At 61.2% G+C, this 23,937-nt stretch carries 22 protein-coding genes and 1 pseudogene; 8 read left to right on the forward strand and 15 right to left on the reverse strand.

All coding sequences use genetic code 11. The features are described 5' to 3' along the window. Positions 1-928 (forward strand): NAD-dependent epimerase/dehydratase family protein (locus tag I8N66_RS23950; RefSeq protein ID WP_291158802.1); only part of this gene is annotated, 928 nt, incomplete at its 5' end. 69 nt (positions 929-997) lie between these two features. After that, complete coding sequence (gene rkpK / locus I8N66_RS23955; RefSeq protein ID WP_291158804.1) at positions 998-2,311, forward strand: UDP-glucose 6-dehydrogenase; 1,314 nt, start codon at positions 998-1,000, stop codon at positions 2,309-2,311. A gap of 49 nt (positions 2,312-2,360) precedes the next feature. Here rkpK and I8N66_RS23960 read toward each other — a convergent pair whose 3' ends face one another. The 4 genes from I8N66_RS23960 to I8N66_RS23975 all read right to left on the reverse strand — a co-directional run bounded on the left by I8N66_RS23960 (position 2,361) and on the right by I8N66_RS23975 (position 8,051). Continuing rightward, complete coding sequence (locus I8N66_RS23960) at positions 2,361-2,678, reverse strand: hypothetical protein (RefSeq protein WP_113541504.1); 318 nt, start codon at positions 2,676-2,678, stop codon at positions 2,361-2,363. 208 nt (positions 2,679-2,886) lie between these two features. After that, on the reverse strand, positions 2,887-5,193 hold the full coding sequence (locus I8N66_RS23965) for a Tex family protein (protein WP_113541505.1): 2,307 nt from the start codon (positions 5,191-5,193) through the stop codon (positions 2,887-2,889). A gap of 216 nt (positions 5,194-5,409) precedes the next feature. Next, positions 5,410-6,717 carry a cyclopropane-fatty-acyl-phospholipid synthase family protein gene (locus I8N66_RS23970; protein WP_291158808.1) on the reverse strand — a complete coding sequence of 436 codons (1,308 nt, stop codon included), beginning with the start codon at positions 6,715-6,717 and terminating at the stop codon, positions 5,410-5,412. Positions 6,718-7,052: 335 nt separating this feature from the next. Next, positions 7,053-8,051, reverse strand: coding sequence for a glutathione S-transferase family protein (locus I8N66_RS23975; protein ID WP_291158811.1), 999 nt, complete (start codon positions 8,049-8,051; stop codon positions 7,053-7,055). A 174-nt stretch (positions 8,052-8,225) separates the two neighbouring features. On the opposite strand from I8N66_RS23975, the gene I8N66_RS23980 reads away from it, so the two are divergent. Beyond that, positions 8,226-9,215 carry a glycerophosphodiester phosphodiesterase family protein gene (locus I8N66_RS23980; RefSeq protein WP_291158814.1) on the forward strand — a complete coding sequence of 330 codons (990 nt, stop codon included), beginning with the start codon at positions 8,226-8,228 and terminating at the stop codon, positions 9,213-9,215. Positions 9,216-9,323: 108 nt separating this feature from the next. Next, a complete protein-coding gene (gene arsC / locus I8N66_RS23985; RefSeq protein ID WP_291158817.1) occupies positions 9,324-9,752 on the forward strand; it encodes an arsenate reductase (glutaredoxin) in 429 nt (142 codons plus the stop codon). A 177-nt stretch (positions 9,753-9,929) separates the two neighbouring features. On the opposite strand, the gene era is transcribed toward arsC, so the two are convergent. The 8 genes and pseudogenes from era to rpoZ form a co-directional block, all read right to left on the reverse strand. Then, the gene (gene era, locus I8N66_RS23990; protein ID WP_291158820.1) at positions 9,930-10,859 is read right to left on the reverse strand and encodes a GTPase Era; all 930 of its coding nucleotides are present in this window, start codon (positions 10,857-10,859) and stop codon (positions 9,930-9,932) included. Positions 10,860-10,867: 8 nt separating this feature from the next. Then, on the reverse strand, positions 10,868-11,584 hold the full coding sequence (gene rnc / locus I8N66_RS23995; protein ID WP_291158823.1) for a ribonuclease III: 717 nt from the start codon (positions 11,582-11,584) through the stop codon (positions 10,868-10,870). Further along, the gene (lepB, locus tag I8N66_RS24000) at positions 11,584-12,327 is read right to left on the reverse strand and encodes a signal peptidase I (protein WP_113541539.1); all 744 of its coding nucleotides are present in this window, start codon (positions 12,325-12,327) and stop codon (positions 11,584-11,586) included. The genes rnc and lepB overlap by 1 nt, the downstream gene beginning before the upstream one ends. 161 nt (positions 12,328-12,488) lie before the next feature. After that, positions 12,489-12,908, reverse strand: a complete 420-nt coding sequence (gene acpS, locus I8N66_RS24005) for a holo-ACP synthase (RefSeq protein WP_291158827.1) — start codon at positions 12,906-12,908, stop codon at positions 12,489-12,491. Beyond that, positions 12,905-13,544: pseudogene (locus I8N66_RS24010) on the reverse strand (DUF2062 domain-containing protein). Before I8N66_RS24010 ends, acpS begins: the two are co-directional and overlap by 4 nt. 104 nt (positions 13,545-13,648) lie before the next feature. Further along, a complete protein-coding gene (locus I8N66_RS24015; protein ID WP_113541513.1) occupies positions 13,649-13,798 on the reverse strand; it encodes a DUF3563 family protein in 150 nt (49 codons plus the stop codon). 203 nt (positions 13,799-14,001) lie between these two features. Beyond that, complete coding sequence (locus tag I8N66_RS24020; RefSeq protein WP_291158833.1) at positions 14,002-16,227, reverse strand: bifunctional (p)ppGpp synthetase/guanosine-3',5'-bis(diphosphate) 3'-pyrophosphohydrolase; 2,226 nt, start codon at positions 16,225-16,227, stop codon at positions 14,002-14,004. Between the two features lie 178 nt (positions 16,228-16,405). Beyond that, positions 16,406-16,813 (reverse strand): DNA-directed RNA polymerase subunit omega, encoded by a 408-nt coding sequence (gene rpoZ / locus I8N66_RS24025; protein WP_113541515.1) that lies wholly within the window; start codon positions 16,811-16,813, stop codon positions 16,406-16,408. A gap of 467 nt (positions 16,814-17,280) precedes the next feature. Between rpoZ and I8N66_RS24030 the strand changes: the two genes are divergently transcribed. After that, entirely contained in the window at positions 17,281-17,862 is a 582-nt protein-coding gene (locus I8N66_RS24030; RefSeq protein WP_113541516.1) for an NYN domain-containing protein, read from the forward strand. Between the two features lie 182 nt (positions 17,863-18,044). On the opposite strand, the gene smpB is transcribed toward I8N66_RS24030, so the two are convergent. Together smpB and dapA are read right to left on the reverse strand one after the other, a co-directional pair. Continuing rightward, on the reverse strand, positions 18,045-18,524 hold the full coding sequence (gene smpB / locus I8N66_RS24035) for an SsrA-binding protein SmpB (protein WP_113541517.1): 480 nt from the start codon (positions 18,522-18,524) through the stop codon (positions 18,045-18,047). Continuing rightward, positions 18,524-19,408 carry a 4-hydroxy-tetrahydrodipicolinate synthase gene (dapA, locus tag I8N66_RS24040; protein ID WP_291158839.1) on the reverse strand — a complete coding sequence of 295 codons (885 nt, stop codon included), beginning with the start codon at positions 19,406-19,408 and terminating at the stop codon, positions 18,524-18,526. Before dapA ends, smpB begins: the two co-directional genes overlap by 1 nt. 292 nt (positions 19,409-19,700) lie before the next feature. Between dapA and I8N66_RS24045 the strand changes: the two genes are divergently transcribed. From I8N66_RS24045 to I8N66_RS24055, 3 genes are all read left to right on the forward strand, one after another. Continuing rightward, positions 19,701-21,767, forward strand: a complete 2,067-nt coding sequence (locus tag I8N66_RS24045; RefSeq protein WP_291158842.1) for a lytic transglycosylase domain-containing protein — start codon at positions 19,701-19,703, stop codon at positions 21,765-21,767. Between the two features lie 114 nt (positions 21,768-21,881). Next, positions 21,882-22,391, forward strand: coding sequence for a BA14K family protein (locus I8N66_RS24050; RefSeq protein ID WP_291158845.1), 510 nt, complete (start codon positions 21,882-21,884; stop codon positions 22,389-22,391). A 167-nt stretch (positions 22,392-22,558) separates the two neighbouring features. Next, entirely contained in the window at positions 22,559-23,452 is an 894-nt protein-coding gene (locus tag I8N66_RS24055; RefSeq protein WP_291158848.1) for an alpha/beta hydrolase, read from the forward strand. Between the two features lie 174 nt (positions 23,453-23,626). Here I8N66_RS24055 and I8N66_RS24060 read toward each other — a convergent pair. After that, positions 23,627-23,937, reverse strand: a 311-nt coding sequence (locus I8N66_RS24060) for a porin (protein WP_291158850.1), incomplete at its 5' end; no start/stop codon positions are given.

Raw genomic sequence — 23,937 nt, forward strand, 5'->3', positions numbered from 1 at the left:
GACGCTGAAGCAGCGGCGGCATGAAATCCTGGCGCGTTCGAACGGCTTCAAGGCTGTCGTCGGCATGCTCGAAGACCGCGCGGCGCTCAACCATGCCGCGGAGATTGCCGAGCCGGAGGTCATCATCCACCTCGCTGCCCAGGCCGGCGTTCGCTACAGCCTCGAAAACCCCAAGGCCTATGTGGATTCCAACCTGGTCGGCTCCTGGAACGTCCTGGAACTGGCGCGGGAACTCGGCCCCAAGCACCTGATGCTGGCTTCGACGTCCTCGATCTATGGCGCCAACGAGAAGATCCCGTTTGCGGAGACCGATCGCGCCGACGAGCCGATGACGCTCTATGCGGCCACCAAGAAGTCGGCGGAACTGATGGCGCACAGCTATGCGCATCTCTACAAGGTCCCGACCACTGCCTTTCGCTTCTTCACCGTCTACGGACCCTGGGGGCGGCCTGACATGGCGCTGTTCAAGTTCGTCGACGCCATCCACAAGGGGCAGCCGATCGACATCTATGGCGAAGGCCGCATGAGCCGCGACTTCACCTATATCGACGACCTCGTCGAAGGCATCCTCCGGCTCTCGCATGTGGCCCCGGCGGAAGAGAACCGCGTGCCGACCGAAAAGGCCGAAGACACGCTGTCGCGCCAGGGTCCTTTCCGGGTGGTCAACATCGGCGGCGGCCAGCCGGTCGAACTGATGACATTCGTCGAAACGGTCGAGAAGGCCGTCGGCAAGCCGGCGCTGCGCAACATGTTGCCGATGCAGCAGGGCGATGTGCCGCGCACCTATGCCTCCCCGAACCTCCTGGAGGCGCTGACTGATTTCAAGCCTTCGATACCGGTGGAAGAAGGCGTGGCACGCTTTGCCGCCTGGTATGAGGAATATTACAATGTCGGCGGGAAAGCCGGACCCTCGGCCCCGCAAGCATAAGGGCGTGCGAACCCGCATGGTTTCCACGTTCACGAACAAGAGCTCGCCAGACAACAAAGGAAAGAGCCAATGAAAATCACGATGATCGGCGCCGGCTATGTAGGCCTCGTTTCCGGTGTGTGTTTTGCGGATTTCGGTCACGACGTTGTCTGTCTCGACAAGGATGAGAGCAAGATCGACGCCTTGATGCAGGGGCGTATTCCGATCTTCGAACCCGGCCTCGATCAATTGGTGGCCAGCAACGTCGCCTCGGGCCGTCTGTCGTTCACCACCGATCTCGTTTCCGCCGTCGCCGACAGCGACGTCATCTTCATTGCGGTCGGCACCCCTTCCCGCCGTGGCGATGGCCACGCGGACCTCTCCTACGTGCATGCGGCGGCGCGCGAGATCGCCGTAAACCTCCAGGGCTTCACCGTCATCGTCACCAAATCCACCGTTCCGGTCGGCACGGGCGACGAGGTCGAGCGCATCATCCGCGAAACCAATCCGGAGGCCGACTTTGCTGTCGTCTCCAATCCGGAGTTCCTGCGCGAAGGCGCGGCGATCGAGGACTTCAAGCGGCCTGACCGCATCGTCATCGGTGTTGCCGATGATGACGTGCGGGCCCGCGACGTCATGACCGAGGTTTACCGGCCGCTCTACCTCAACCAGTCGCCGCTCGTCTTCACGTCACGACGCACCTCCGAGCTGATCAAGTATGCCGGCAACGCCTTCCTGGCGATGAAGATCACCTTCATCAACGAGATGGCGGATCTTTGCGAAAAGGTCGGCGCCAATGTGCAGGACGTCGCCCGCGGCATCGGTCTCGACGGCCGCATCGGCTCGAAGTTCCTGCATGCCGGACCGGGATACGGCGGCTCGTGCTTCCCGAAGGATACGCTGGCCCTGGTCAAGACCGCGCAGGACCATGATGCGCCCGTCCGTCTCGTCGAGACCACGGTTGCGATCAACGACAACCGCAAGCGGGCGATGGGCCGCAAGGTGATTGCGGCGGCCGGCGGCGACGTGCGCGGCCACAAGATCGCGGTACTCGGCCTCACCTTCAAGCCGAACACCGACGACATGCGCGACAGCCCGGCGATTGCCATCGTGCAGACGCTGCAGGATGCCGGCGCCCACATTGTCGGCTACGACCCGGAAGGCATGGACAACGCCCGGAAGATCATCGACGGTATCGACTATGCCAGCGACCCCTATGAAGCGGCCAACGAAGCCGATGCATTGGTGATCGTGACGGAATGGAACGAGTTCCGCGCGCTCGACTTCCGCCGCCTGAAGTCGGCGATGAAGACGCCTGTGCTCGTCGACCTCCGAAACATCTACCGCCAGGACGAGGTTGCCAAGCACGGCTTTGCCTATTCCAGCATCGGCCGGCCCCTCTGAGGGGCTTTGGCCGACACGGCGGACAGAAGCGAACGGGACGGCGCGCCGATTATGCCTTTGGAATCGGTAGCGGCGGCAGAGCTTCCCAACTCTTGCCGGCAAGGATGACGCAGCTTCGGCCGTTGACGTCGGTGACGATCAATGTCCAGCTGCCGTTGTCGGCCGCATAGACTTCCATGATCGCCTGGGGATTGATCTGCGCTGTCGCAGCCGGCTTTTCCCGGTATTGCCGCGCCAGAAACTCGATCACCTCGGATCGATTGGCGCAGTTTATCGGGGCCTGCGAAACTGCGGGGACCGGACGCGCCGTCACCCCGGCCGCCAAGAGGGCGGCCAGCGCCAGGCCGCGGATCGCCTTGCGTACCATCACGCAACTCCTTTCACCGGACGCCCGGCGGAGGAGGAGTTTCCGCTGACCTTTTCCGCCGTAGATCCGGCTGCTCCATCGGCACACTGCCCACAAACTGCGCAGGTGCCACGATCGCAGAAGTATGGCGGAAAGCCGCGATTATTACAATTATCTAAATTATAGACCGGTGATCAGGGGCGCCGGAGCGCCCCTTGCGCAGATGCTGCTATTTGCGCTTCATCGCCTCCATCAGGGCCGCACCAAATGCGCCCTGTGACGGCGCTTGCGGCTTCTGCTGGCGCATGGGCGCGCCGCGGTTGCCTGCGTTCGGTGTGCTGCCACGGGCATCGCGGCCTGACTCTGCGCCACCATCCTTCCGCATCGTCAGGCCGATGCGCTTGCGGGGGACGTCCACCTCGGTGACGCGCACGGTCACGACGTCCCCGGCCTTTACCACCTCGTGCGGGTCCTTGACGAAACGATCCGCGAGCTGGGACACGTGAACGAGACCATCCTGGTGCACGCCGATATCGACGAAAGCGCCGAAGGCCGCAACGTTGGTGACGGTGCCTTCGAGCTGCATACCGACCTTCAAGTCCTTGATGTCGTCTACGCCCTCGGCAAAGGTCGCGGTCTTGAAGCTCGGGCGCGGGTCGCGGCCCGGCTTTTCGAGTTCGGCGAGAATGTCCTTCACGGTCGGCAGTCCGAACCGTTCGTCGACGAAGGCTCGCGGATCGAGCTGCTTCAGCGCGGCGCTATCACCCATCAGAGCACGGACGTCGCGGCCGCAGGCAGCGACGATCTTCTTGGCGACGCCATAGGCTTCCGGATGGACGGACGAGGCGTCGAGCGGCTCCTTGCCGTTGGGGATGCGCAGGAAGCCTGCGCACTGTTCGAAGGTGCGTGCGCCGAGCCGCGGCACGTTCAAGAGTTCCTTGCGGCTGCCAAACGGCCCGGTCGCGTCACGATGTGCGACGATTGCCTCGGCGGAAGATTTGCCAAGACCGGAAACACGGGCGAGCAGCGGGGCCGATGCCGTGTTGACGTCGACGCCGACGGCATTCACCGCGTCTTCCACCACCGCATCGAGCGACCGGCTGAGCTTCGACTGGTCGACATCGTGCTGGTACTGTCCAACCCCGATCGACTTCGGCTCGATCTTCACGAGCTCGGCCAACGGATCCTGCAGGCGGCGGGCGATCGAGACCGCACCGCGCAACGAAACGTCAAGGCCGGGGAACTCCAGGGCAGCCGTTTCGGAGGCCGAGTAGACCGAGGCGCCGGCTTCGGAAACGATGACCTTGGTCGGCTTCGGCGCGGGCAACTGCTGGAGCATGTCGGCGACGAGCTTTTCGGTCTCGCGGCTGCCGGTACCGTTACCGATCGCGATCAGTTCCACGTTGTGCCTGCGGACCAACGAAGCGAGTTCGGCCTGCGTTCCGCGGATGTCGTTCTTCGGCGGGAACGGATAGACGGTCGTCGTTTCGAGCAGCTTGCCCGTGCCATCGACCACCGCGACTTTCACACCGGTGCGGATGCCCGGATCGAGCCCCATCGTTGACCGCGATCCCGCGGGAGCGGCAAGCAAGAGATCCTTGAGATTGCGGGCAAAGACGTGGATCGCCTCTTCCTCGGCGCGCTCGCGCAGTTCGCGCATCAGGTCAAGCGACAATGACATGGAGAGCTTCACCCGCCAGGTCCAGCCGATCATCTCCGAGAGCCATTTGTCGCCCGGCAGATGGGCGCCGACATTGTAGGCGGCGGCGATCATGCGCTCGACCGGCTTTATCGGCGAGGTATCGTCCTGGTCGACGACGATGTCGACGGAGAGCACCTCTTCGTTCCAGCCGCGCAGCATCGCCAGTGCGCGATGGCCGGGCGTGGTCGCCCAACGCTCGGAATGATCGAAGTAATCCGAGAACTTGGCGCCTGCCTCCTGCTTGCCGTCGACGACCTTGGCGCGCAGGAACGCGGCGCCCTTCATGTGATTACGCAGGCGACCGAGGAGATCGGCGTTTTCCGTCATGCCTTCGGCGATGATGTCCCGCGCACCATCGAGCGCAGCCTTCACATCGGCCACCTCGGCCGTGAGAAACGCCGTTGCGCGGTCGGCGGGCGCGACGGAACGATCGGCAAGAATGGCTTCGGCCAGCGGCGCGAGCCCACGCTCGCGGGCGATCTCCGCCTTGGTGCGGCGCTTCGGCTTATAGGGCAGATAGATGTCTTCGAGCTCCGCCTTGGTCTCGACGGCGGCAATCTTGGCTTCGAGTTCGGCGGTCAGCTTGTCCTGTCCGCGGATCGACTCGAGGATGGATGCGCGACGCGCCTCGAGTTCGCGCAGATAGGTCAACCGCTCCGACAGCACACGCAGTTGCGTATCATCGAGCCCGCCGGTCACTTCCTTGCGGTAGCGCGCGATGAACGGCACCGTTGCCCCCTCGTCCAGCAGCTCGACAGCGGCTGTGACCTGCGAAGGGGCTGCCTTGATTTCACTGGCGATGATGGCGGCGATGGATTTAGCGGGGCTGGCCATGGGCAATTCCGTCTTTCCTGCGGCGCTTCGAAGCGCTGCACGTTTTGTCCTTGGATCGGAGCTGATCTGAGGAAAGTGGCAGTCGTTTGGTCGGCGACCATAAAGGCGCAGAGCTTCGAGGCCAAGTGAAGGCCTTCGGAGGAAATTCCGAACTCCACAGAAGATGGGAGGTGGCCATCCCGTGCCGGGCTGCGGCGGCGGGGGATGGCTCCTGGATCAGACTGCGATTGCAGCCGGTTCGATATGTTCTTCCGGCTCCGCCTCATCCCAATTGTTGACGGGCTCGAGCTGCGGCCGGCGCTTCTCGAACTCGATCAACTGCCGCTCGCGCTCCTCGATGTAGCCGCGCGACACAGGTACGGCTTCGAGAGACGGCGAGAGCTGAAGCTGGAAGATGAAGTGCTTGTCGTAGAGGAAGGCCGTTTCCGAGGCCGCCAAATAGAACTCCCACATGCGGAAGAAGCGCTCGTCATAGAGCCGCACCGCCTCTTCACGCCGTGCGACGAAACGCTCCCGCCAGGCCCGCAAGGTCCACGCATAGTGCATCGGCAGGATCTCGATATCCTTCACCAGCAGGCGCATCCGCTCGACCGAAGGCAAAACCTCGGAGAGGGCGGGAATGTAACCGCCGGGGAAGATGTATTTTTCGATCCAAGGGTTGGTCGCCCATGGCTTGTAGACCTGGCCGATCGAATGCAGCAGCATGACGCCTTCCGGCTTCAAAAGCTCCTTCATCTTGTTGAAGAAATTGCCGTAGTTACCGATGCCGACATGCTCGAACATGCCGACCGAGACGATGCGATCGAATTGCCGGCCCTGCAGGGTGCGGTAGTCCTGCAGTTCGAAGCGGACGCGATCGGAAAGCCCGCGCCTGGCGGCACGATCACGTGACACCTTGAGCTGCTCTTCGCTGAGGGTGATGCCGGTGACTTCGACACCGGAGGATTCGGCCAGGTACATGGCCATTCCGCCCCAGCCGGAACCGACTTCGAGTACTTTCTGTCCCGGCTCCAACAGCAGCTTTGCGGCGATGTGCCGCTTCTTTGCAAGCTGGGCCGCATCGAGCGAGATACCGCGCGGCTGGAAATAGGCGCAGGAATATTGCCAGTCCTCATCGAGGAACAGGTTGAAGAGCTTACGATCGAGATCGTAGTGATGCGCAACGTTGTGCCGGTTGCGGTTGACAGGTAGGCGGCTTCGCACCTGCTGACGCAAGACATGCTGCATGGTCATCAGCGAGTTGGAGAGCGTTGCCGCATTCTCCAGCCCATTGGTCTTTACGATCGACAGCACGTCGAAGATGTCACCTTTTTCGATGACGACGCGCCCATCCATATACATTTCACCAAAGCGAAGGCCAGGGTCCTGGACGATCGCCTTTTCTGCCTCCGCATCGACGATGCGGATCGTTGCCGGTTTTCCGGTGCCGTCACCCAAGATGACCTGTTTGCCGGAAGAAAAAAACACCGTCAGATTGCCGATGCGAACAAGACGGCGAAGCAAAGTCAACAATGCTGCATTCATTTCCCACCCCTACCAGACCTACATACGTGTTCTGGCGCATGAGAGATGCGAAGGGTCGGCTCTTTCGGGGCTTCCGGGGGTTGCGCGAGCGCGCATGGGGAACAGATGCGGCCCGTCCGGAAGCGGCGAGAACCGGCTCGGGCGTGGCCTCACGGGCATCCAGCGGGCGCATCTCGCAACTCGTGCTTGCGCTGCCGGAAATTCGTCAGGCCAGCCGCCATCGGGCTCCTATCCATCAGAACTTCCATTAATTTAGGAACGCTCGACCGATTGGCAATGGGCTCTTTTGTGGCCCCTCATAAATTTGTTTCCTTAGCAAATGCTGAGGAATGACCCTATGCGCCGACGACCCCTCGCCCCGTCAGGCGGGCGCGATCATGCGGGCGATCGAAATCCAGCGTCGGGCCGGCGGGAACGATGCGGGTCGGATTGATGTGGGCAATGCCGTAGTAGCCGCGCTTGATGTGATCGATGCGCACGCTCTCGCGGATACCCGTCCACTGGTAGATTTCACGCAAATAGTTCGACAGCGCCGGATAATCCTCGATCCGGCGAATATTGCATTTGAAGGCACCGTGATAGGCCGCATCGAAGCGAACCAGGGTGACGAACAAGCGGATGTCGGCTTCGGTCAGGTACTCGCCCGCGAGATAACGGTTAACCGCCAGGTGCGCCTCGAGGTCGTCGAGCATGCCGAAAAGGCTTGCCACCGCCTCATCATAGGCCTCCTGCGTCTTGGCAAAGCCGGACCGATAGACACCGTTGTTGACGCGTTCATAGATCGGCCCATTCCAGCGATCGATGTCGCTCCGGAGCGCCTGCGGATAGAAATCGAGCCGGTTACCTGTCAGGTGATCGAAGCCCGTGTTCAGGATGCGGATGATATCGGCGGACTCGTTGTTGACGATCCGCCCTTCGCGCATGTCCCAGAGAACCGGTACCGACACCTTGCCGGTATAGATCGGGTCGCTCGCCACGTAGAGTTCGTGATGGAAGCGGATCTTGCCGACACGCTCCCCGGCATCGACCGGCTCGTCATAAACCCAGCCGTCCTCTCCGAGCACCGGATTTGAAACCGTCAGACCGACAATGTTCTGCAGCCCTTTGAGATTGCGAAAGGCGATCGTGCGCGAGGCCCAGGGGCAGAGGTAAGAAACGAACAGGCGGTAGCGCCCGGCCTCGCTCGGCACGGCCGGCTGGCCATCCGGTCCTGGGCTGCCATCCGGCGTGATCCAGCGATGAAAGCGCGTCGGCTCCCGGTGGAACGCGCCGCCCTTCATCTCGCTGGCCGCAACGTCGCCCTTGACCCATTTTCCCTCGACCAGCTGCGGCATCTCTCTTCTCCGGATCGCAAAATCAGCGACCGCTACGTCTCACAGGGCTCGGCCAAGGGTCAATCGCGCGCGCGGGTGACACATTGTTCGCAATCCGCGACACGCACGCAAAACGTGCACGATCATCGTCGCGCCACATTGTCGGGCAATCCCGGTTGCAAGAGGAGAATCGGGATGAAGAAAGCCCTTGCCGCTATCGTGCTGTTTGCTGCCGTCGTCTGGGCGATGAACACGTCTATGTTTGTCGCGCCGCCTGCAGGCACGGCGAAACTGCTCGCACATCGCGGCGTTCACCAGACCTATTCGAAGGCCAATGTCGGCAAAGACACCTGCACGGCAACGGTCATCGACACGCCGCAGCATCCCTATCTCGAAAACACCATCGCCTCTATGCAGGCTGCCTTCGATGCCGGGGCCGACGTAGTCGAACTCGACGTGCATCTCACCCCGGACAAACAGTTCGCCGTCTTTCACGACTGGACGCTCGACTGCCGCACCGAGGGCAAGGGCGTGACCGAGGAAACGCCAATGGCCACCCTGAAGTCCCTCGACATCGGCTATGGCTACACCGCCGATGGCGGCACGTCTTTCCCGTTCCGGGGCAAGGGTGTCGGCCAAATGCCGACGCTGGATGAAGTGCTGGCGGCCTTCCCCGACCGCAAGTTCCTGGTCAACTTCAAGAGCCGGCGCGCAGAGGAAGGCACGGCACTCGCAACGCTGATCGAAGCGCAGCCGCAATGGCGACAGGCGGTGTTCGGGGCCTATGGCGGCGAGGAGCCGACCCGCGAGACGCTCAAGCGCCTGGAAGGGATGCGCGGCTATGATCGGACGTCGACGATGGCGTGCCTGACGCGCTATCTCGGCTTTGGCTGGACGGGCCTGACGCCGGAGGCCTGCCGCAACACCCTCGTCGTTGTGCCCGGCAATTATGCGCAACTCCTCTGGGGCTGGCCGGACCGCTTCGCCGAACGGATGGAAGCGGCGGGCAGCGAGATCATCCTGCTCGGCCCCTATCACGGTGGCGATTTCACCACCGGGATCGATACGATGCAGGACCTGGAATTGGTCCCGCCGGGGTTTTCCGGCTACATCTGGACCAACCGTATCGAGATGATCGGTCCGGCACTGGGAAAACGGCAGGTCGCTGAGGCCATGGCGGACTGAGGCAGCATCCAGCGTGCGGCTTGCCCCTTGCCCGCATCGAGCCTATGGCTTCGAGAACAATCGTCGAGACCGGCTGCTGACCATCTCGACTTCGCAGGAGGCCAACGCATGAACGTCACGATCTACCACAACCCCGCCTGCGGCACTTCACGCAACACGCTTGCGATGATCCGCAACGCCGGTATCGAACCGACTGTGGTCGAGTATCTGCAGGCGCCGCCATCGCGGCAGGAACTCCAGAAGATAATCACTGACGCCGGCCTGACGGTTCGTGACGTGATCCGCGAAAAAGGCACGCCCTATGCGGAACTCGGGCTCGCGGACCCCACACTCAGCGACGAACGCCTGCTCGACGCGATGATGGAACATCCTATTCTCATCAACCGCCCCTTCGTGGTGACGCCGATCGGCACGCGGCTTTGCCGCCCGTCCGAACTGGTGCTCGGGATCCTGCCCGACACGCACAAGGGCCCGTTCTCGAAGGAGGACGGGGAGCCGGTTCTCGATGACAACGGAAAGCGCATAGCGGGCGCGTGATATCGCCGCCCGCGGCGGCACTTGCGCAACGCCTAAACCGGAATCGACTGAAGGAGTTATGCTGCAGACCTAAAGTGCTGCGGTGATTTGCGCCAGTCTCATATACGGCGCGCGGCCGGAGCACGGCACCCGATTGCGACAGGTGCCGTGATTGTATTGAAGGCCGTATGCCCCGGCCTATCGCGGGAACTCGAGGCCCATTTCGCGGAAGCGCTCGGGGTCGTCGCCCCAGTTCTCGCGCACCTTGACGAAGAGGAACAGGTGCACCGGCTGCTCGAGGATCTCGGAGATCTCCTTGCGCGATGCGGTCGAAATCGCCTTGATCGCGTCGCCATTCTTGCCAAGCGCGATCTTCTTCTGGCTCTCGCGCTCGACGTAGATCACCTGTTCGATGCGAACCGATCCATCCTTGCGCTCTTCCCACTTCTCGGTTTCGACGTGCGAGGCATAGGGAAGTTCCTGATGCAGGCGCAGGAAGAGCTTCTCGCGAGTGATTTCGGCGGCAAGCTGGCGCATCGGCAGATCGGAAATCTGATCCTCCGGATAGTACCAGGGGCCTTCCGGCAAGGTTTCGGCGAGATAGTCCATCAGATCCTTGCAGCCCGAACCGTTCAGCGCCGAGATCATGAAGGTACGTTCGAACTTGATCGTCTCGTTGGCCGCCGCCGCGAGCTTCAAGAGATCTTCTGGACGCACCTGATCGATCTTGTTCAACACAAGGATCTTCGGCTGGTGCACTTCCTTCAGCCCCTCGAGGATCGCTTCCGCGTCACCCTTCAGGCCACGCTCGCTATCGATTAGGAGCATGATCACGTCGGCGTCCTTGGCTCCGCCCCAGGCGGTCGTAACCATGGCGCGATCGAGCCGGCGGCGCGGTTTGAAGATGCCGGGCGTGTCCATGAAGACGATCTGGGCGTTGTCGTGGATTGCGATGCCGCGCACGATCGCGCGCGTCGTCTGGACCTTGTGGCTGACGATCGACACCTTGGCACCGACGAGGCGGTTGACCAAAGTCGACTTGCCTGCGTTGGTCGCGCCGATCAGCGCCACGAAACCCGAGTGGGTCGGCGCGCCTTCGGCGGCCGCATCTTTTTCCATATCCGTCATTTTTTCCGTCAATTTCCGGCGGAATTTTTCCGCCACACGCCTTCGCGTTCCAGCAATTTCATCGCGGCGATCTGCTCGGCGCCACGCTTGGACCTATCGATCCCGGTCTCCGGCGCGACCCCCGAAATCTCCACGGTTACCGTGAAGCGAGGATCATGGTCCGGGCCGGAACGGTCGTCCGTCCTGTATGACGGCGCAATGCCGAACTTGGCATGCGCCCATTCCTGCAATTCGGTCTTCGCATCGCGGCGCGCGCCGTCGGCGCGTACTGCCCGATCCTTCCAGTGGCGCAGCACGAAGCCGCGCGCAGCCTCAAGGCCCCCATCGAGATAGATGGCGGCGATGAGCGACTCTACCACATCGGCGCGCACATTCATCATCGCCTTGCCGGTAATCTTCTTGACGTCGGAGCCGGTGCGGATGAACTGGTGCAACTCCATGTCATCTGCGACCTTGGCGCAGCTTTCGGCGCTGACGAGCTGGTTCAGCCTTACCGACAGTTCGCCTTCATTTGCGTCGCGAAAGGTCTGGAACAGAAGTTCGGCAACGCACAGCCCCAGAACCCGGTCGCCCAGGAACTCCAGCCGCTGATAGTTGGAGCCCTTGGCACTACGGGCGCTGGAATGGGTGAGCGCCCGATCCAGGCGCTCCTTCTCAGCAAACTGATAGCCAATCACGGTCTCGAGCTTTGCCCGATCCTCCGCGCTTAGCGTCCGCGACTTCATTATTCGACCGCCTTGAACAGACGATCGTAGCGTAGGTTCGCCGGCCACTTCCAGATTTCGCGGAACGAAGTGTCGTTGCCAAGCGAGAAGAAGATCATGCTGGCGCGGCCGACCAGGTTTTCGGCCGGAACGAAGCCGACGTCGAAGCGGCTGTCAGCCGAATTGTCGCGGTTGTCGCCCATCATGAAGTAATGGCCGGCCGGCACGATGAATTCGCGGGTGTTGTCGCCGCGCGAATCCGGGAACTGGTCGAGCGTGTCGTAGGACACACCGTTGTCCATCGTTTCGCGATAGACCGGGACGTCGCCGCCGGTATCGTACTGGTCGTCGGCACGGAACGCACCGTCCGGCGCGCGGTCGACCGGCTTGTCGTTGATGTAGAGGATGCTGTTGCGCACCTGGACACGATCACCCGGCAGGCCGACGAGGCGCTTGATGTAGTCGATGTCGGGGTTCGGCGGGAAGCGGAAGACGACGATGTCGCCACGCTTCGGCTCGCTTGCGAAAATGCGGCCGGAGAACAGGTCGGGAGAAAGCGGCAGCGAATACTTGGAGAAGCCGTAGGCGAACTTGTTGACGAAGATATAGTCGCCAACGAGCAGGGTCGGCATCATCGAGCCCGAGGGAATGGTGAAGGGCTGAAAGAGAACCGTACGGATGACCACGGCCAGGAGCAACGCCTGGATAACGACCTTCACGTTTTCCCAGAGACCGCTCTGCTTCGCTTCTGTCTTTTCTGCCACGCTTATGTCTTCCTTTATCATGGCAACGCCCTCACCGGGGCTTGCTCTCAACTTTCTTCCGCAGTTTTGATCCCACATTCAAACTGCGTTGAACCCGGTCTCATATGCTGCAGACTGCCTGCCCTTCAATCGCCGCAGACCGGGTTTTCCAGCGGAATGCTCTAAACCGTTCCCTCAACCGGAGCAACGGGCAGGGCTTCGATAATCACGAAGGCCTGCGCCAGAGGAAAATCATCGGTAATCGTCAGGTGAATGGCCGCCCGGTGATGGGGCGGCAGCATCTGCGCCAGACGCTCGGCCGCACCACCGGTGAGGTTCATTGTCGGCTTGCCGCCGGGCAAATTGATGACGCCCATGTCTTTCCAGAAGACGCCCTGCGCGAGACCGGTACCGAGCGCCTTCGAACAGGCTTCCTTGGCGGCAAACCGCTTGGCGTAGGACGCGGCCCTGTTTTTCCGGCCTTCGGACTTGGCGATCTCTACATCGGTGAAACAACGCTGCACGAAGCGCTCGCCGAAGCGAGAAAGCGAGTTTTCGATCCGCCTGATATCGATCAGGTCGCTGCCTATGCCAATAATCATGAGGAGGATCCGAAGTCTTTGGTGCGCGCCCGGCGTCGCTTCTGGAAGAGGCGAGCCGCCTGGAAAGCCACGAGATAGGAAATCAACGCGCCGGCAGCGGCCAGCGGCAGGGAGCCGATGAGCATCGGCTTGAACACAGGTCCCCAAAGGGCCGAAAGGTCAAGGCGCTCGACCATGCGCATGACTTCCGCGCTGCTGGCGGCGTGAGCACTCTCCACGCCCAGGATGGCAATGCCGAGTTCATAGGAGGCCGTCAGGATCATCGGGATCGTCACCGGGTTGGCAAGCGCGGTGGTGATCGCCGCGGCAACCAGGTTGCCCGAGAAGACGAAGGCCAGGGCAACGGCTATGATGATGTGCAGGCCGAAAAACGGCGTGAACGACGATGCCGCACCCGCAGCCACCCCGATAGCAATCGAATGCGGCGTCGATGAGAGACGCAAAATCCTCAAGGCGATGTAGCGCGGGCCACGCCGAAAGCCCTTGCGCGGCCAAAGGAGCGCGCGGAGCCTTTCGGAAATCGTGACCGGTTTTCTACGTCTGAATAACATTCTGCCGTCATGACCGCATCTTGGAGCCGTCAATCGGCACAAGACGGCGCGTCCGCCTGTTTGCTGGCCGCAAGATAGGCGTCATACCTTCTGCTTGCAACCCGCTGGCGCGCCGCGCATATGTCGCAGGCGAGCCATTCACCGAACGCATGGCTTCAGCATCCCGCCCTGAGACGGGACGCGATCGACTTAGTAGTTGCGGAACAGGCCGCGATCGATCTGGCGCTGACGGTATTCGAGATCGATACGATCGACCGAGCTATTGAGATAGGCGAGCTCGCGCTCTTCCTGAGTGGGGACGCGCAATGCGCGGGTGATCTTCTTCAACTGACTGAACATGGCAAACCTCTTTGTTTACCTCCCGACACAGAAGATAGTTTAGAGGTCGCTTTTCCACCAGCTCCAGGAAAAGGCGGCAGCCATGCAGCGACAGCATGCCTTGCCACTTTGCCATGCATCCGCTGCCTGTTTTTGAGGCAGCCGCATTCAGAACAGCCCCACCAATGGGCACGACAGCCCTGTAGGCCGCCGCGCTGTTCGGCCTATTCGAAGAGACGCTTCACCATGGACACGCTCGGAAGCTCCTTGAGCTGCGTGATCAGGTGGTTGAGCTGACGTAGATCCCAGACCTCGAGATCGAACTGGAGCTCGCTGAAGTCGGCAGCCACGCGTCCCATCGACAGCGAGCGAATATTGACGTCGCTGGTCGCGATCGCCTGGGCCACTTCCGCCAGCGTTCCGGGCTCGTTCAGAGCACTGATTGCAATCCGAGCGATGAAGCGGCTGCTGTTGGCTTCGTCCAGATCCCAGCGCACGTCGATCCAGCGCTCCGGTTCGTCGTCGAACTTCTGCAGGATCGGCGACTGGATCGGATAGATCGTGATGCCCTTGTCCTTCTCCATGATGCCGACGATACGATCGCCGGGAATGGCGCCGGCAGGACTGAAGTGCACCTCGGCATTGCCGGAGAGGCCGCGGATCGGAAGCGCTTCCGGCCCTTCGACCTGTGCTACTCCGTTCGCGTCCTTGCCACGACCCGGCAGCTTGAACACCATGCCGGCGGCGCTGCGCATGTTGAACCAGCCATCGTCGGCACTGGGCTTCACCGTCACGCGCTCATCCTGATGGTCCGGGAAGACGGCGCGCAGCACATCGAGCGACGAGAGCTCGCCGCGACCGACCGCAGCGATGGCGTCCTCGACTTCCTTCTGACCGAGACGATGCAGGGCCGGCTTCAGCGCTTCGCGCGAAAACGACTTGCCGGCACGCTCGAAAGTGCGTTCCAGAATGCGATAGCCGAGGCCGGCATATTGCTTGCGAATGGCGGCACGCGTCGCGCGGCGGATGGCAGAGCGCGCCTTGCCGGTAACGACAATCTCTTCCCAAGCCGGCGGCGGCACCTGGATGCCGGAGCGGATGATCTCCACCTCGTCGCCGTTGTTGAGGCGCGTGACCAACGGCATGATGCGGCCATTGATCTTCGCGCCGACGCAGGTGTCGCCAATATTGGTGTGCACGGCATAGGCAAAGTCGATCGGCGTCGCGCCGCGCGGCAGCGCGATCAACTGTCCCTTGGGCGTGAAGCAGAACACCTGATCCTGGAACAGTTCGAGCTTGGTGTGCTCGAGGAACTCTTCGGGGTTATCTCCCTCGGCCAGGGATTCGATCGTACGCCGCAGCCAGGAATAAGCGTTCGAGGTCGGCGACAAGGCCGGATCCGTCGAGTTCCCCTCCCCGTCCTTGTAGAGCGAATGGGCCGCGATACCGTATTCGGCGATGTCGTTCATGCGCCGTGTGCGAATCTGCAGCTCGATGCGCTGACGCGAGGGGCCGACGATCGTCGTGTGGATCGACTGATAGTCATTCTGCTTCGGCGTCGAGATGTAGTCCTTGAAGCGACCGGGGACGACCCGCCAGCGGGTATGTACGATACCGAGCGCCCGATAGCAGGACGGGATGTCGTCGACGATGATACGGAAACCCCAGACGTCGGAAAGCTGCTCGAAGGACAGCGACTTCGACTGCATCTTGCGGAAGACGGAATAGGGTTTCTTTTGCCGGCCTTTGACCTGTGCAGCCTTCAGGCCTTCCGCCTGAAGCAACTCCCGCAATTCGTCTTCGATCTTCTTGATCAAACCTTCGTTGCGCTGCGAAAGCTCTTCCAGCCGCCGGGTGACGGTCTCGAAAGCTTCCGGATTGATGTGGCGGAACGAGAGGTTTTCGAGCTCCTCGCGCATGTCCTGCATACCCATGCGGCCGGCGAGCGGCGCATAGATATCCATCGTCTCCTCGGAGATGCGGGCTCGTTTCTCCGCCGACATGTGATCGAGCGTGCGCATATTGTGCAGCCGGTCAGCAAGCTTGACCAGCAACACGCGCACGTCGTCCGAGATCGCCAGCAGCAGTTTGCGCAGGTTTTCGGCCTGCTTGGCCTTCTTGGTAACGAGATCGAGCTTCTTGATCTTCGTCAGTCCCTCGACAAGCGCACCGATGTCCTCGCCGAAGAGGTCATCAATCTCCTGGCGGGTCGCCGTCGTGTCTTCGATCGTGTCGTGAAGAAGTGCGACCGCAATCGTCGACTCGTCGAGCCGCATTTCCGTCAGGATCGCCGCCACTTCAAGCGGATGAGAGATATAGGGATCGCCGCTTGCCCGCTTCTGCTGGCCATGCTTTTGCATCGCATAGACGTAAGCCTTGTTGAGCAAGGCTTCATTGACGTCGGGCTTGTATTTTTGCACGCGCTCAACGAGCTCGTATTGGCGCATCATTCGCTGGCGGTCCTCTAGATCAGGATGATTTTCTCATAAGTTAGAGCGGGATGCGGGCGGACGACCGCACACACATTTCCTCATCCCACTCTAGAAGAAATCAATAAAAAAGTGCGCCAATCATACGAGTGGCGCACTGCTTTGAAAACACGCAGGAACGGGCGTTCCGCGAAAGATCTCAGTAGTCGTCGCTCTTTTCCGGCGGCACAAGACCTTCGATGCCGGCCAGCAGCTCCTCTTCCGACATGCGGTCGAAAGTGATCGCTTCCGGCTGGTCTTCGTCCTCGGCAACTTCGGTAAACGTGGTTTCCGTTTCCGACTGCAGCAGCGAAGCCGGATCCGGCTCGGGCTCGTCCACCTCGACGTGCTTCTGCAGCGAGTGGATCAGATCTTCCTTGAGGTCGCCGGGAGAAAGGGTCTCATCGGCGATCTCGCGAAGCGCTACGACCGGGTTCTTGTCGTTGTCGCGGTCGATGGTGATGGCGGCACCCTGGGAGATCAGGCGCGCGCGGTGGCTGGCAAGCAGAACGAGTTCGAAACGGTTATCGACCTTGTCGATGCAATCTTCGACGGTGACGCGGGCCATTGCCTGTCCTTTTGGGCTCGAAGCGCGGCGGCATTGCCGCTGCACGGATTGACGACACGAAACCGGAACAGCCGTCTAGCGACGGCCTCGTCGGCTCCGATTTCTGGAATTAGCCGCCCGGATACAATCAAAACAAGACAAGTTCAAGTTTTTCCTTCGAGGGACGCTCACGTAACGTCACACTTCGTGATAAAATGCGATCCTAATGGGCTGGAAAACCTTACTCACAAACACCTGGTTGCATCGCAGACCGCGACGCCAAAACGCCTGGTAGAAAAGGCATTCCACGGATGTGGACTATCTATAGCAACTGCTAAAACTAGCTATATTCGCGAGCGCTCTGCTGGAATAATGCAATGCCTAGCCTACATTATTTGCAATATCAGCAATTATTAATGTAAACGACTTATTTTTGCGTATCGGCCGGCAGCGGGCACTGGATGCGCCGGCATTGAAAAGGAAAGACGATGTTTGATCCCCGCGAAAAGATCGCACTTTTTATCGACGGCGCAAATCTCTACGCGGCATCGAAGAGTCTCGGCTTCGACATCGACTATCGCAAACTCCTGAAAGCATTTCAAAAACGCGGCTATCTGCTGCGCGCCTACTACTACACCGCACTCATCGAAGATCAGGAATATTCTTCGATCCGCCCGCTGATCGATTGGCTAGACTACAACGGTTACAAGGTCGTGACGAAGCCGGCCAAGGAATTCACCGACTCACTTGGTCGCCGCAAGATCAAGGGCAATATGGACATCGAACTCGCGATTGATGCCATGGAACAGTCTGAAACGGTCGATCACCTCGTCATCTTTTCCGGTGATGGCGATTTCACAACGCTCGTCGAAGCCCTGCAGCGCCGCGGCCGCAAGGTTTCCGTTGTCTCGACGATGTCGACCCAGCCGCCAATGATCGCCGACGACCTGCGTCGCCAGGCGGATCACTTCATCGATCTCGCCACCCTGCGGGCAGAGATCGGTCGCGAGCCTTCCGAACGCACGCCGCGCCACACCCCCGAGCCGGTGGCGGACCCCGTCGAGATCTGATGCGCGACGATCGCAGGAACTGCCGTTTCAAGGCGTCGGTGCGTATCGTAAATCAAAAGAACAATTGAAGGCTCTGGGCATGCGGTGGCAGCGAATGACACGCAGCCAGCCGCACATCTTCCTAGATCGCCCGCCGTTTTCGTTGGAATTAATGCAAGCCGTCTTCGCGCACCAAGGATCGCTTAGCCGCGATCCTTCAGCAGGCGGCTTTTCTGCCGGTTCCAATCACGCTCTTTCGCGCTCTCGCGCTTGTCGTGCAGTTTCTTGCCCTTGCCGAGCGCCAGCTCGAGCTTGGCACGGCCGCGCTCGTTGAAATAGATGCGCAGCGGGATCAGCGACATGCCTTCGCGGTTGACCGCACCCTGCAGGCGATTGACTTCGCGCTTCGACAGAAGCAGCTTCCGCCGACGCCGCGTTTCATGGTTGAAGCGGTTCGCCTGCAGATATTCCGGCAGATAGGAATTGATCAGCCAGATCTCTCCGCCTTCGTCCGTCGCATAGGACTCAGCAATGTTGGCCTTGCCTTCGCGCAGCGACTTGACCTCGGTGCCGGTCAAAACCAGACCGGCCTCGTAGGTATCGACGATCTCGTAGTTGAAGCGGGCCTTCCGGTTTTCCGCCACAACCTTGTTGACCGTGCGCTGGCTTCCCTTGGGTGCCATCAGTTCATCAATCCTGCATGCCTCAGCGCCGCATCGATCGCCGCTTCGGTTGCCGGCTCGAGCGTCGACAGCAGCGGCGAGCGCACGGCGCGGCTCATCCGGCCGAGGCGGTTCAGCGCATACTTCGCGCCGCAAACACCGGGCTCCATGAAAATCGCTTTGTGCAGCGGCATCAGCTTGTCCTGGTAATCGAGCGCCTTGGCGAACTCACCGGCAAGCGTTGCCTCCTGGAATTCGGCGCAAAGCCGCGGAGCCACATTGGCCGTTACGGAAATGCAGCCGACGCCGCCATGGGCGTTGAAGCCGAGCGCAGTTGCGTCTTCGCCCGAAAGCTGGACGAATTCCGGACCGCAGGCCATGCGCTGTTCGGAGACGCGCTCGATCTTGCCGGTCGCATCCTTGACACCGATGATGTTCGAATAGGCCTTGGCAAGCGTAGCCATAGTCTCGACGCTCATATCCACGACCGAACGGCCGGGAATGTTGTAGATGACGATCGGCAGTTTCACGCTCTCGGCGATCGCGGCAAAATGCGCAAAGAGGCCCTTCTGCGTCGGCTTGTTGTAGTAAGGCGTGACAACGAGGATCGCGTCGGCACCAGCCTTTTCGGCATGCTGTGCAAGCTCGATCGCTTCTGTCGTATTGTTGGAGCCGGCGCCTGCTATAACAGGCACACGCTTGGCGGCGGCCTCGATGCAGAGTTCAACGACCTTCTTGTGCTCTTCATGGGAAAGGGTCGGAGACTCGCCGGTGGTGCCGACCGGCACGAGACCATGGCTACCCTCTTTTATCTGCCATTCCACATGCGCGACGAAACCATCCGCATCCACCGCGCCGGTCGCGGTGAACGGTGTTACGAGAGCGGGAATGGAACCCTTGAACATGCACAACTCCTGACGGCGCAAAGACGCAAAATGCACTCATGCTTTGGCCGTAATCGACGGTTAAAAAACTGCCGCACCATAATCATGTGAGGAGGCTGCGGCAAGCGTCGTGACACGGCATTTCACGCCGGTTTTCGTGCAAAAAGCTTGACGTTCAGCCCACATATTGGTCCCGCTCCGCCTTGGGCGTGGGGCGGCAAGGTGCGATTGCCATGATCAATATTGGCCGCTAGTCTTGTCTCAGGCAATCCGGCGGCAGATGAATGTGAGACACGGGGAACACGGCCTCTTGATGCGCGGATCAAACTTTCTGCCTGTCGCCGCCATCATCGGCGCTGCGTTGCTCACATCGCCGGCGTTCAGTTCCGAAACGCTGGAGCGAATACCGGTTCCGGCTCGCAAACCCGACATGTCGGGGAAGGCTGCGCAAGTTGCCGCCGACGAGACCACCAATGCCATTCCGGCGATCGTTGCCCCAATCAACAGCGATCTGAAGACGGGCCTCGACGCTCTGTCCAACCGGCAGCCGGCGGCAGCGATTGCCGTTCGCAATGCCATGAGCCGCGATGCGCTCGACCGGCACATCCTGACCTGGGCGATTGCCGTTTCCGGCCAGCGCGGCATTCCTTCCTTTGAGATCGCCGACGCCCAGCGCGAACTTCAGGGATGGCCCGGCTTGAAATCCCTGCGCGCCAATTCGGAGCGGGCCCTCTTTCGCGAAAATCCGCCGGCCGCCGATGTCCTTGCCGCCTTTGGCAACACACAGCCTGAGACGACCGAAGGAACCCTCATTCTGGCGCGCGCGCTTGTCGCCCAGGGACAAACAGAAGCAGCCGCGAAACGCTTGCGCGGCATCTGGCAACGGGATGCGCTCGACAAGGATATGGAGAGCCTGATCCTGGCTGAGTTCTCTGGTCTGCTGACGCCAGCCGATCATCAGCGGCGCATGGCCATGCTCCTTTACCGCAACCGCGTCGAACAGGCCGAGCGCTTTGGTGATCTCGGCAAGGCACAGTCACTCTATCGTGCCTGGGCAGCGGTCAATCGGGGCAACGACAAGGCCGATGCGCTGATCGCGGCGGTCGATCCCTCCTGGCGCAAGGACCCGGCCTACCTGTTCATTCAGATCGAATCCTTGCGAAAGCAGAAAAAATACGAGGAGGCGGCCAAGCTGCTTGCCCGTATGCCGAAGGACAGAGGGGTGCTCGTCAATCCTGGCGAATGGTGGGTCGAGCAGCGTGTTGTCAGCCGAGGCCTGCTTGACGCGGGCGACTTCAAGGGCGCCTACCGGATCGCGGCCAGCCATCTGGCAACGGAGGCGACCGATGTTGTCGATGCCGAATTCCACGCTGGCTGGTACGCATTGCGTGGCATGGAAGATCCGGCGATCGCAGCGCGCCACTTCCGCCGCATCCTCGACGTTTCAAACCGTCCGCTTTCCGCCTCTCGCGCCTGGTATTGGCTGGGCCGTTCGGCCGAGGCCGGCGGACCGGGCGATGCCAGCGAGTATTTCGCCAATGCCGCCCGTTACCCCGGAACCTTCTATGGGCAACTCGCAGCCGCCCGGCTTGGCCGCAAGACGTTGAACGTCGCCTACCCTGCCCCATCGGCGAACGACCGGGCACAGTTCGAGAACCGTGAGGCGGTGCGCGCGATCTCCCGCCTTGAAAGCGCCGGCCACGCCTGGCGCGCCGACAGCATCTACCGTGCGCTTGCCGAGGAGCTGACCAGTCCCGGCGAGCTCGCCCTGCTTTCGGCGCGCGCGGAGAAGGCCGGAAACCACCAGCTCTCGCTCCAGATCGGCAAGATTGCATTCGGACGCGGCATCGATGTCGCTGCCCTCGCCTTTCCCGTCGGCGTGATCCCTTCGAGCGCCAATATCGACGGTTCCGGCAAGGCGCTTGCCTATGCGATCGCGCGGCAGGAAAGCGCCTTCAATCCCGCAGCCATCTCCACCGCCAATGCCCGCGGCCTGCTGCAATTGATGCCGGGCACCGCCAAGGGCGTCGCCAGTCGCTATGGCCTTGCCTATTCGCAGGATCGGCTGACCAGCGATGCGGGGTACAACGCCACGCTCGGCGCCCATTACCTCGGCGAACAGATCAGCAGCTTCGGCGGCTCCTATATCCTGACCTTCATTGCCTATAACGCCGGGCCGCGCCGTGTACCGGAGTGGCTTGGCCGCTATGGCGACCCACGCGGCAAGCCGATCGACGAAGTCGTCGACTGGATCGAGCGCATTCCATTCCAGGAGACCCGCAATTATGTGCAGCGGGTCATGGAAAACTATCAGGTTTACAAGTCGAGGCTCGGGCAGAAGGCCGACATCGTCGAGGATCTGAGGATGGGGCGCCAATAGTCGGCGCGACCCGGGCCGTTCAAATAATCGTGATGACAGCGGGCGGCACAAAACGCGGCCCAAGCCATTTCCCTTCTGAAAGTTCGATCTTTCCTGAAGGAAATGGTGAACACAATGAAGACCTTACCTATGATCGCCCTGTCTTTGGCGACGGCAATGAGCAGTATTCCGGCTGCCGGAGCATTCCCGATCGCTCCGCAGATGTCGCGAACGAGTGACGTCCAGAAGGCTCAGTTCCAAAACGAGCGCGGCGAAGATCGCAAGAACCGTTCCAGTTGCGCCGTCCCCTATTGCGAACTTCAGGGCCGACGTGACAGCTATCGTGATCGCGATTATCGCGATCGACACGGATACTATCGGGACGGCTATTACCGGGATGGCTACTATCGCGACCGATACCGCCACCACCACAACAATGACGCTGGCGCTTTCATCGGTGGACTTGCGGCCGGCGCGATCGTAGGCGGCCTGATAAACCAGCCGCGGTACTACAATGGGCCGCGAGCAGTCAGCGGTGACGCGCATACGCGCTGGTGCTACGCCCGCTATCGTTCTTATCGCGCCTGGGACAACTCGTATCAGCCTTATGGCGGTCCGCGGCGTCAGTGCAGTTCACCTTATTGATGGGCAGATGACCGCTTTCGCTGTGAAGCCAGTTCGCCCCTTTTAGCCCATGCGTTCGCTAGTGCGTCGGTCGCAAGCGAACGCACAGGCTCACCCCACCAAGTGTATGCCTTGCCCTTTCTCTTCGAGAAGCTACCATTCCACCGATATCGGGGTGGAGACTGGCAATGAAAGAAGACGGGTTTCGGGAACATCGCTTCCCCGCAACAGATGGCTTGCAGCTCTACGCCCGGAGCTATGGCCCCGCCCGCCCCACAACGACGCTCCCGGTCATCTGCCTGCCGGGCCTCACGCGCAACAGCCGTGACTTTCACGAGCTCGCGATCTTGCTCGCGTCACCGTCCGGGGGCGGACACACCGTCTTTTCGTTCGACTATCGCGGTCGCGGCGGTTCGGCACGAGACGCCGACAAGAGCCACTACTCGATCGCGACCGAAACGAACGACATCATCACGGCTTGCGCCCATCTGGAGATCGATCGCGCAGTTTTCATCGGCACGTCCCGCGGAGGGCTGATCCTGCACCACCTCGTCAGCGTCGCGCCTGACCTTATCGCAGGCACGGTGCTGAATGACATTGGACCAGTCATCGAAATCGAGGGCCTGCTGGCCATTCGCGACTATCTCAACAGGGAGCCGAGCGGCGCGATAAGCTGGGGGACAGCACCCCGGTATCTGAAGAACCTGCACGGAGCCGATTTTCCGATTCTCAGCGACCGCGAATGGCTGCAGATGGCAACGGCGATCTATCGCGATGAGGACGGCGCTGCCGTGCCTGACTTTGATCCAGCCATCGCCCACCAACTGCTGGGTCTCACAGCTGAAACGCCGCTACCCACCCTTTGGCCGCAATTCGATGCCCTCTCTCGAATGCCGCTTTTAGGCATCCGAGGCCAGTATTCCCGGGTTCTGTCGGAAGCAACGTTGCAGGAAATGAGCAGTCGACATCCTGACATGGCGGAGTTCACCGCGCTCGGTCAGGGCCACGCACCGCTTTTGCATCTCGACGGCCCTCGACAGGCAATTGCTTCCTTCCTCTCGGGCTTCGCACTAGGGCGCTAGTGCCGAGCCCGCCGATCACCGCCACGGCAAGCGCATCAACGGACATTAGCTTCAGCAAGCACAGGCCCCGGCAAATAGTCGGCCGCAGGCTGCCACGGCACGGCAGGATACTTCCAAACGAAAAAACCCGGCTCGAAAGCCGGGTTTCTCTCTTCTGACCGAAGTCAGACGATCTTAGAAGTCGCGCTGCAGACGGACGAAGCCGAATACCTGATCGTTGCTGTTGTCAGCATCTTCATACTGAACCGACACGCGGGTCGCGAGGCCTTCGGTGATCTTGTAGTCAACCGTTACGCCAGCGCGCCACATGTCGTCACCGCCGAAGCTGGTGTACGAGTCCTGCAGGCTGCCGAAGTACTGAACGCCGGGGGTGATGGCGAGCTTGTCGGTTGCGTTCCAACGGTAGGAAGCAGCAACGGTCCACTCAGATTCAGCCCAGTAAGCGTTCGGGTCGGAAGCCCAGATACCAGCGATCTGGAAGACGC

Source organism: Ensifer sp. SSB1, assembly GCF_016652895.1.
GTDB lineage: Bacteria > Pseudomonadota > Alphaproteobacteria > Rhizobiales > Rhizobiaceae > Ensifer.

Excerpts from the sequence above, each read along its gene's own strand:
- I8N66_RS23965 (WP_113541505.1), bottom strand. The coding sequence starts at position 5,193 with ATGGCCAGCCCCGCTAAATCCATCGCCGCCATCATCGCCAGTGAAATC.
- acpS (WP_291158827.1), bottom strand. The coding sequence starts at position 12,908 with ATGATTATTGGCATAGGCAGCGACCTGATCGATATCAGGCGGATCGAA.
- I8N66_RS24045 (WP_291158842.1), top strand. The coding sequence starts at position 19,701 with ATGCGCGGATCAAACTTTCTGCCTGTCGCCGCCATCATCGGCGCTGCG.
- rkpK (WP_291158804.1), top strand. The coding sequence starts at position 998 with ATGAAAATCACGATGATCGGCGCCGGCTATGTAGGCCTCGTTTCCGGT.
- I8N66_RS24015 (WP_113541513.1), bottom strand. The coding sequence starts at position 13,798 with ATGTTCAGTCAGTTGAAGAAGATCACCCGCGCATTGCGCGTCCCCACT.
- I8N66_RS23970 (WP_291158808.1), bottom strand. The coding sequence starts at position 6,717 with ATGAATGCAGCATTGTTGACTTTGCTTCGCCGTCTTGTTCGCATCGGC.
- I8N66_RS23975 (WP_291158811.1), bottom strand. The coding sequence starts at position 8,051 with ATGCCGCAGCTGGTCGAGGGAAAATGGGTCAAGGGCGACGTTGCGGCC.
- smpB (WP_113541517.1), bottom strand. The coding sequence starts at position 18,524 with ATGGCACCCAAGGGAAGCCAGCGCACGGTCAACAAGGTTGTGGCGGAA.
- rnc (WP_291158823.1), bottom strand. The coding sequence starts at position 11,584 with ATGAAGTCGCGGACGCTAAGCGCGGAGGATCGGGCAAAGCTCGAGACC.
- arsC (WP_291158817.1), top strand. The coding sequence starts at position 9,324 with ATGAACGTCACGATCTACCACAACCCCGCCTGCGGCACTTCACGCAAC.
- era (WP_291158820.1), bottom strand. The coding sequence starts at position 10,859 with ATGACGGATATGGAAAAAGATGCGGCCGCCGAAGGCGCGCCGACCCAC.
- I8N66_RS24020 (WP_291158833.1), bottom strand. The coding sequence starts at position 16,227 with ATGATGCGCCAATACGAGCTCGTTGAGCGCGTGCAAAAATACAAGCCC.
- dapA (WP_291158839.1), bottom strand. The coding sequence starts at position 19,408 with ATGTTCAAGGGTTCCATTCCCGCTCTCGTAACACCGTTCACCGCGACC.
- I8N66_RS23980 (WP_291158814.1), top strand. The coding sequence starts at position 8,226 with ATGAAGAAAGCCCTTGCCGCTATCGTGCTGTTTGCTGCCGTCGTCTGG.
- I8N66_RS24030 (WP_113541516.1), top strand. The coding sequence starts at position 17,281 with ATGTTTGATCCCCGCGAAAAGATCGCACTTTTTATCGACGGCGCAAAT.
- I8N66_RS24055 (WP_291158848.1), top strand. The coding sequence starts at position 22,559 with ATGAAAGAAGACGGGTTTCGGGAACATCGCTTCCCCGCAACAGATGGC.
- I8N66_RS23960 (WP_113541504.1), bottom strand. The coding sequence starts at position 2,678 with ATGGTACGCAAGGCGATCCGCGGCCTGGCGCTGGCCGCCCTCTTGGCG.
- rpoZ (WP_113541515.1), bottom strand. The coding sequence starts at position 16,813 with ATGGCCCGCGTCACCGTCGAAGATTGCATCGACAAGGTCGATAACCGT.
- I8N66_RS24050 (WP_291158845.1), top strand. The coding sequence starts at position 21,882 with ATGAAGACCTTACCTATGATCGCCCTGTCTTTGGCGACGGCAATGAGC.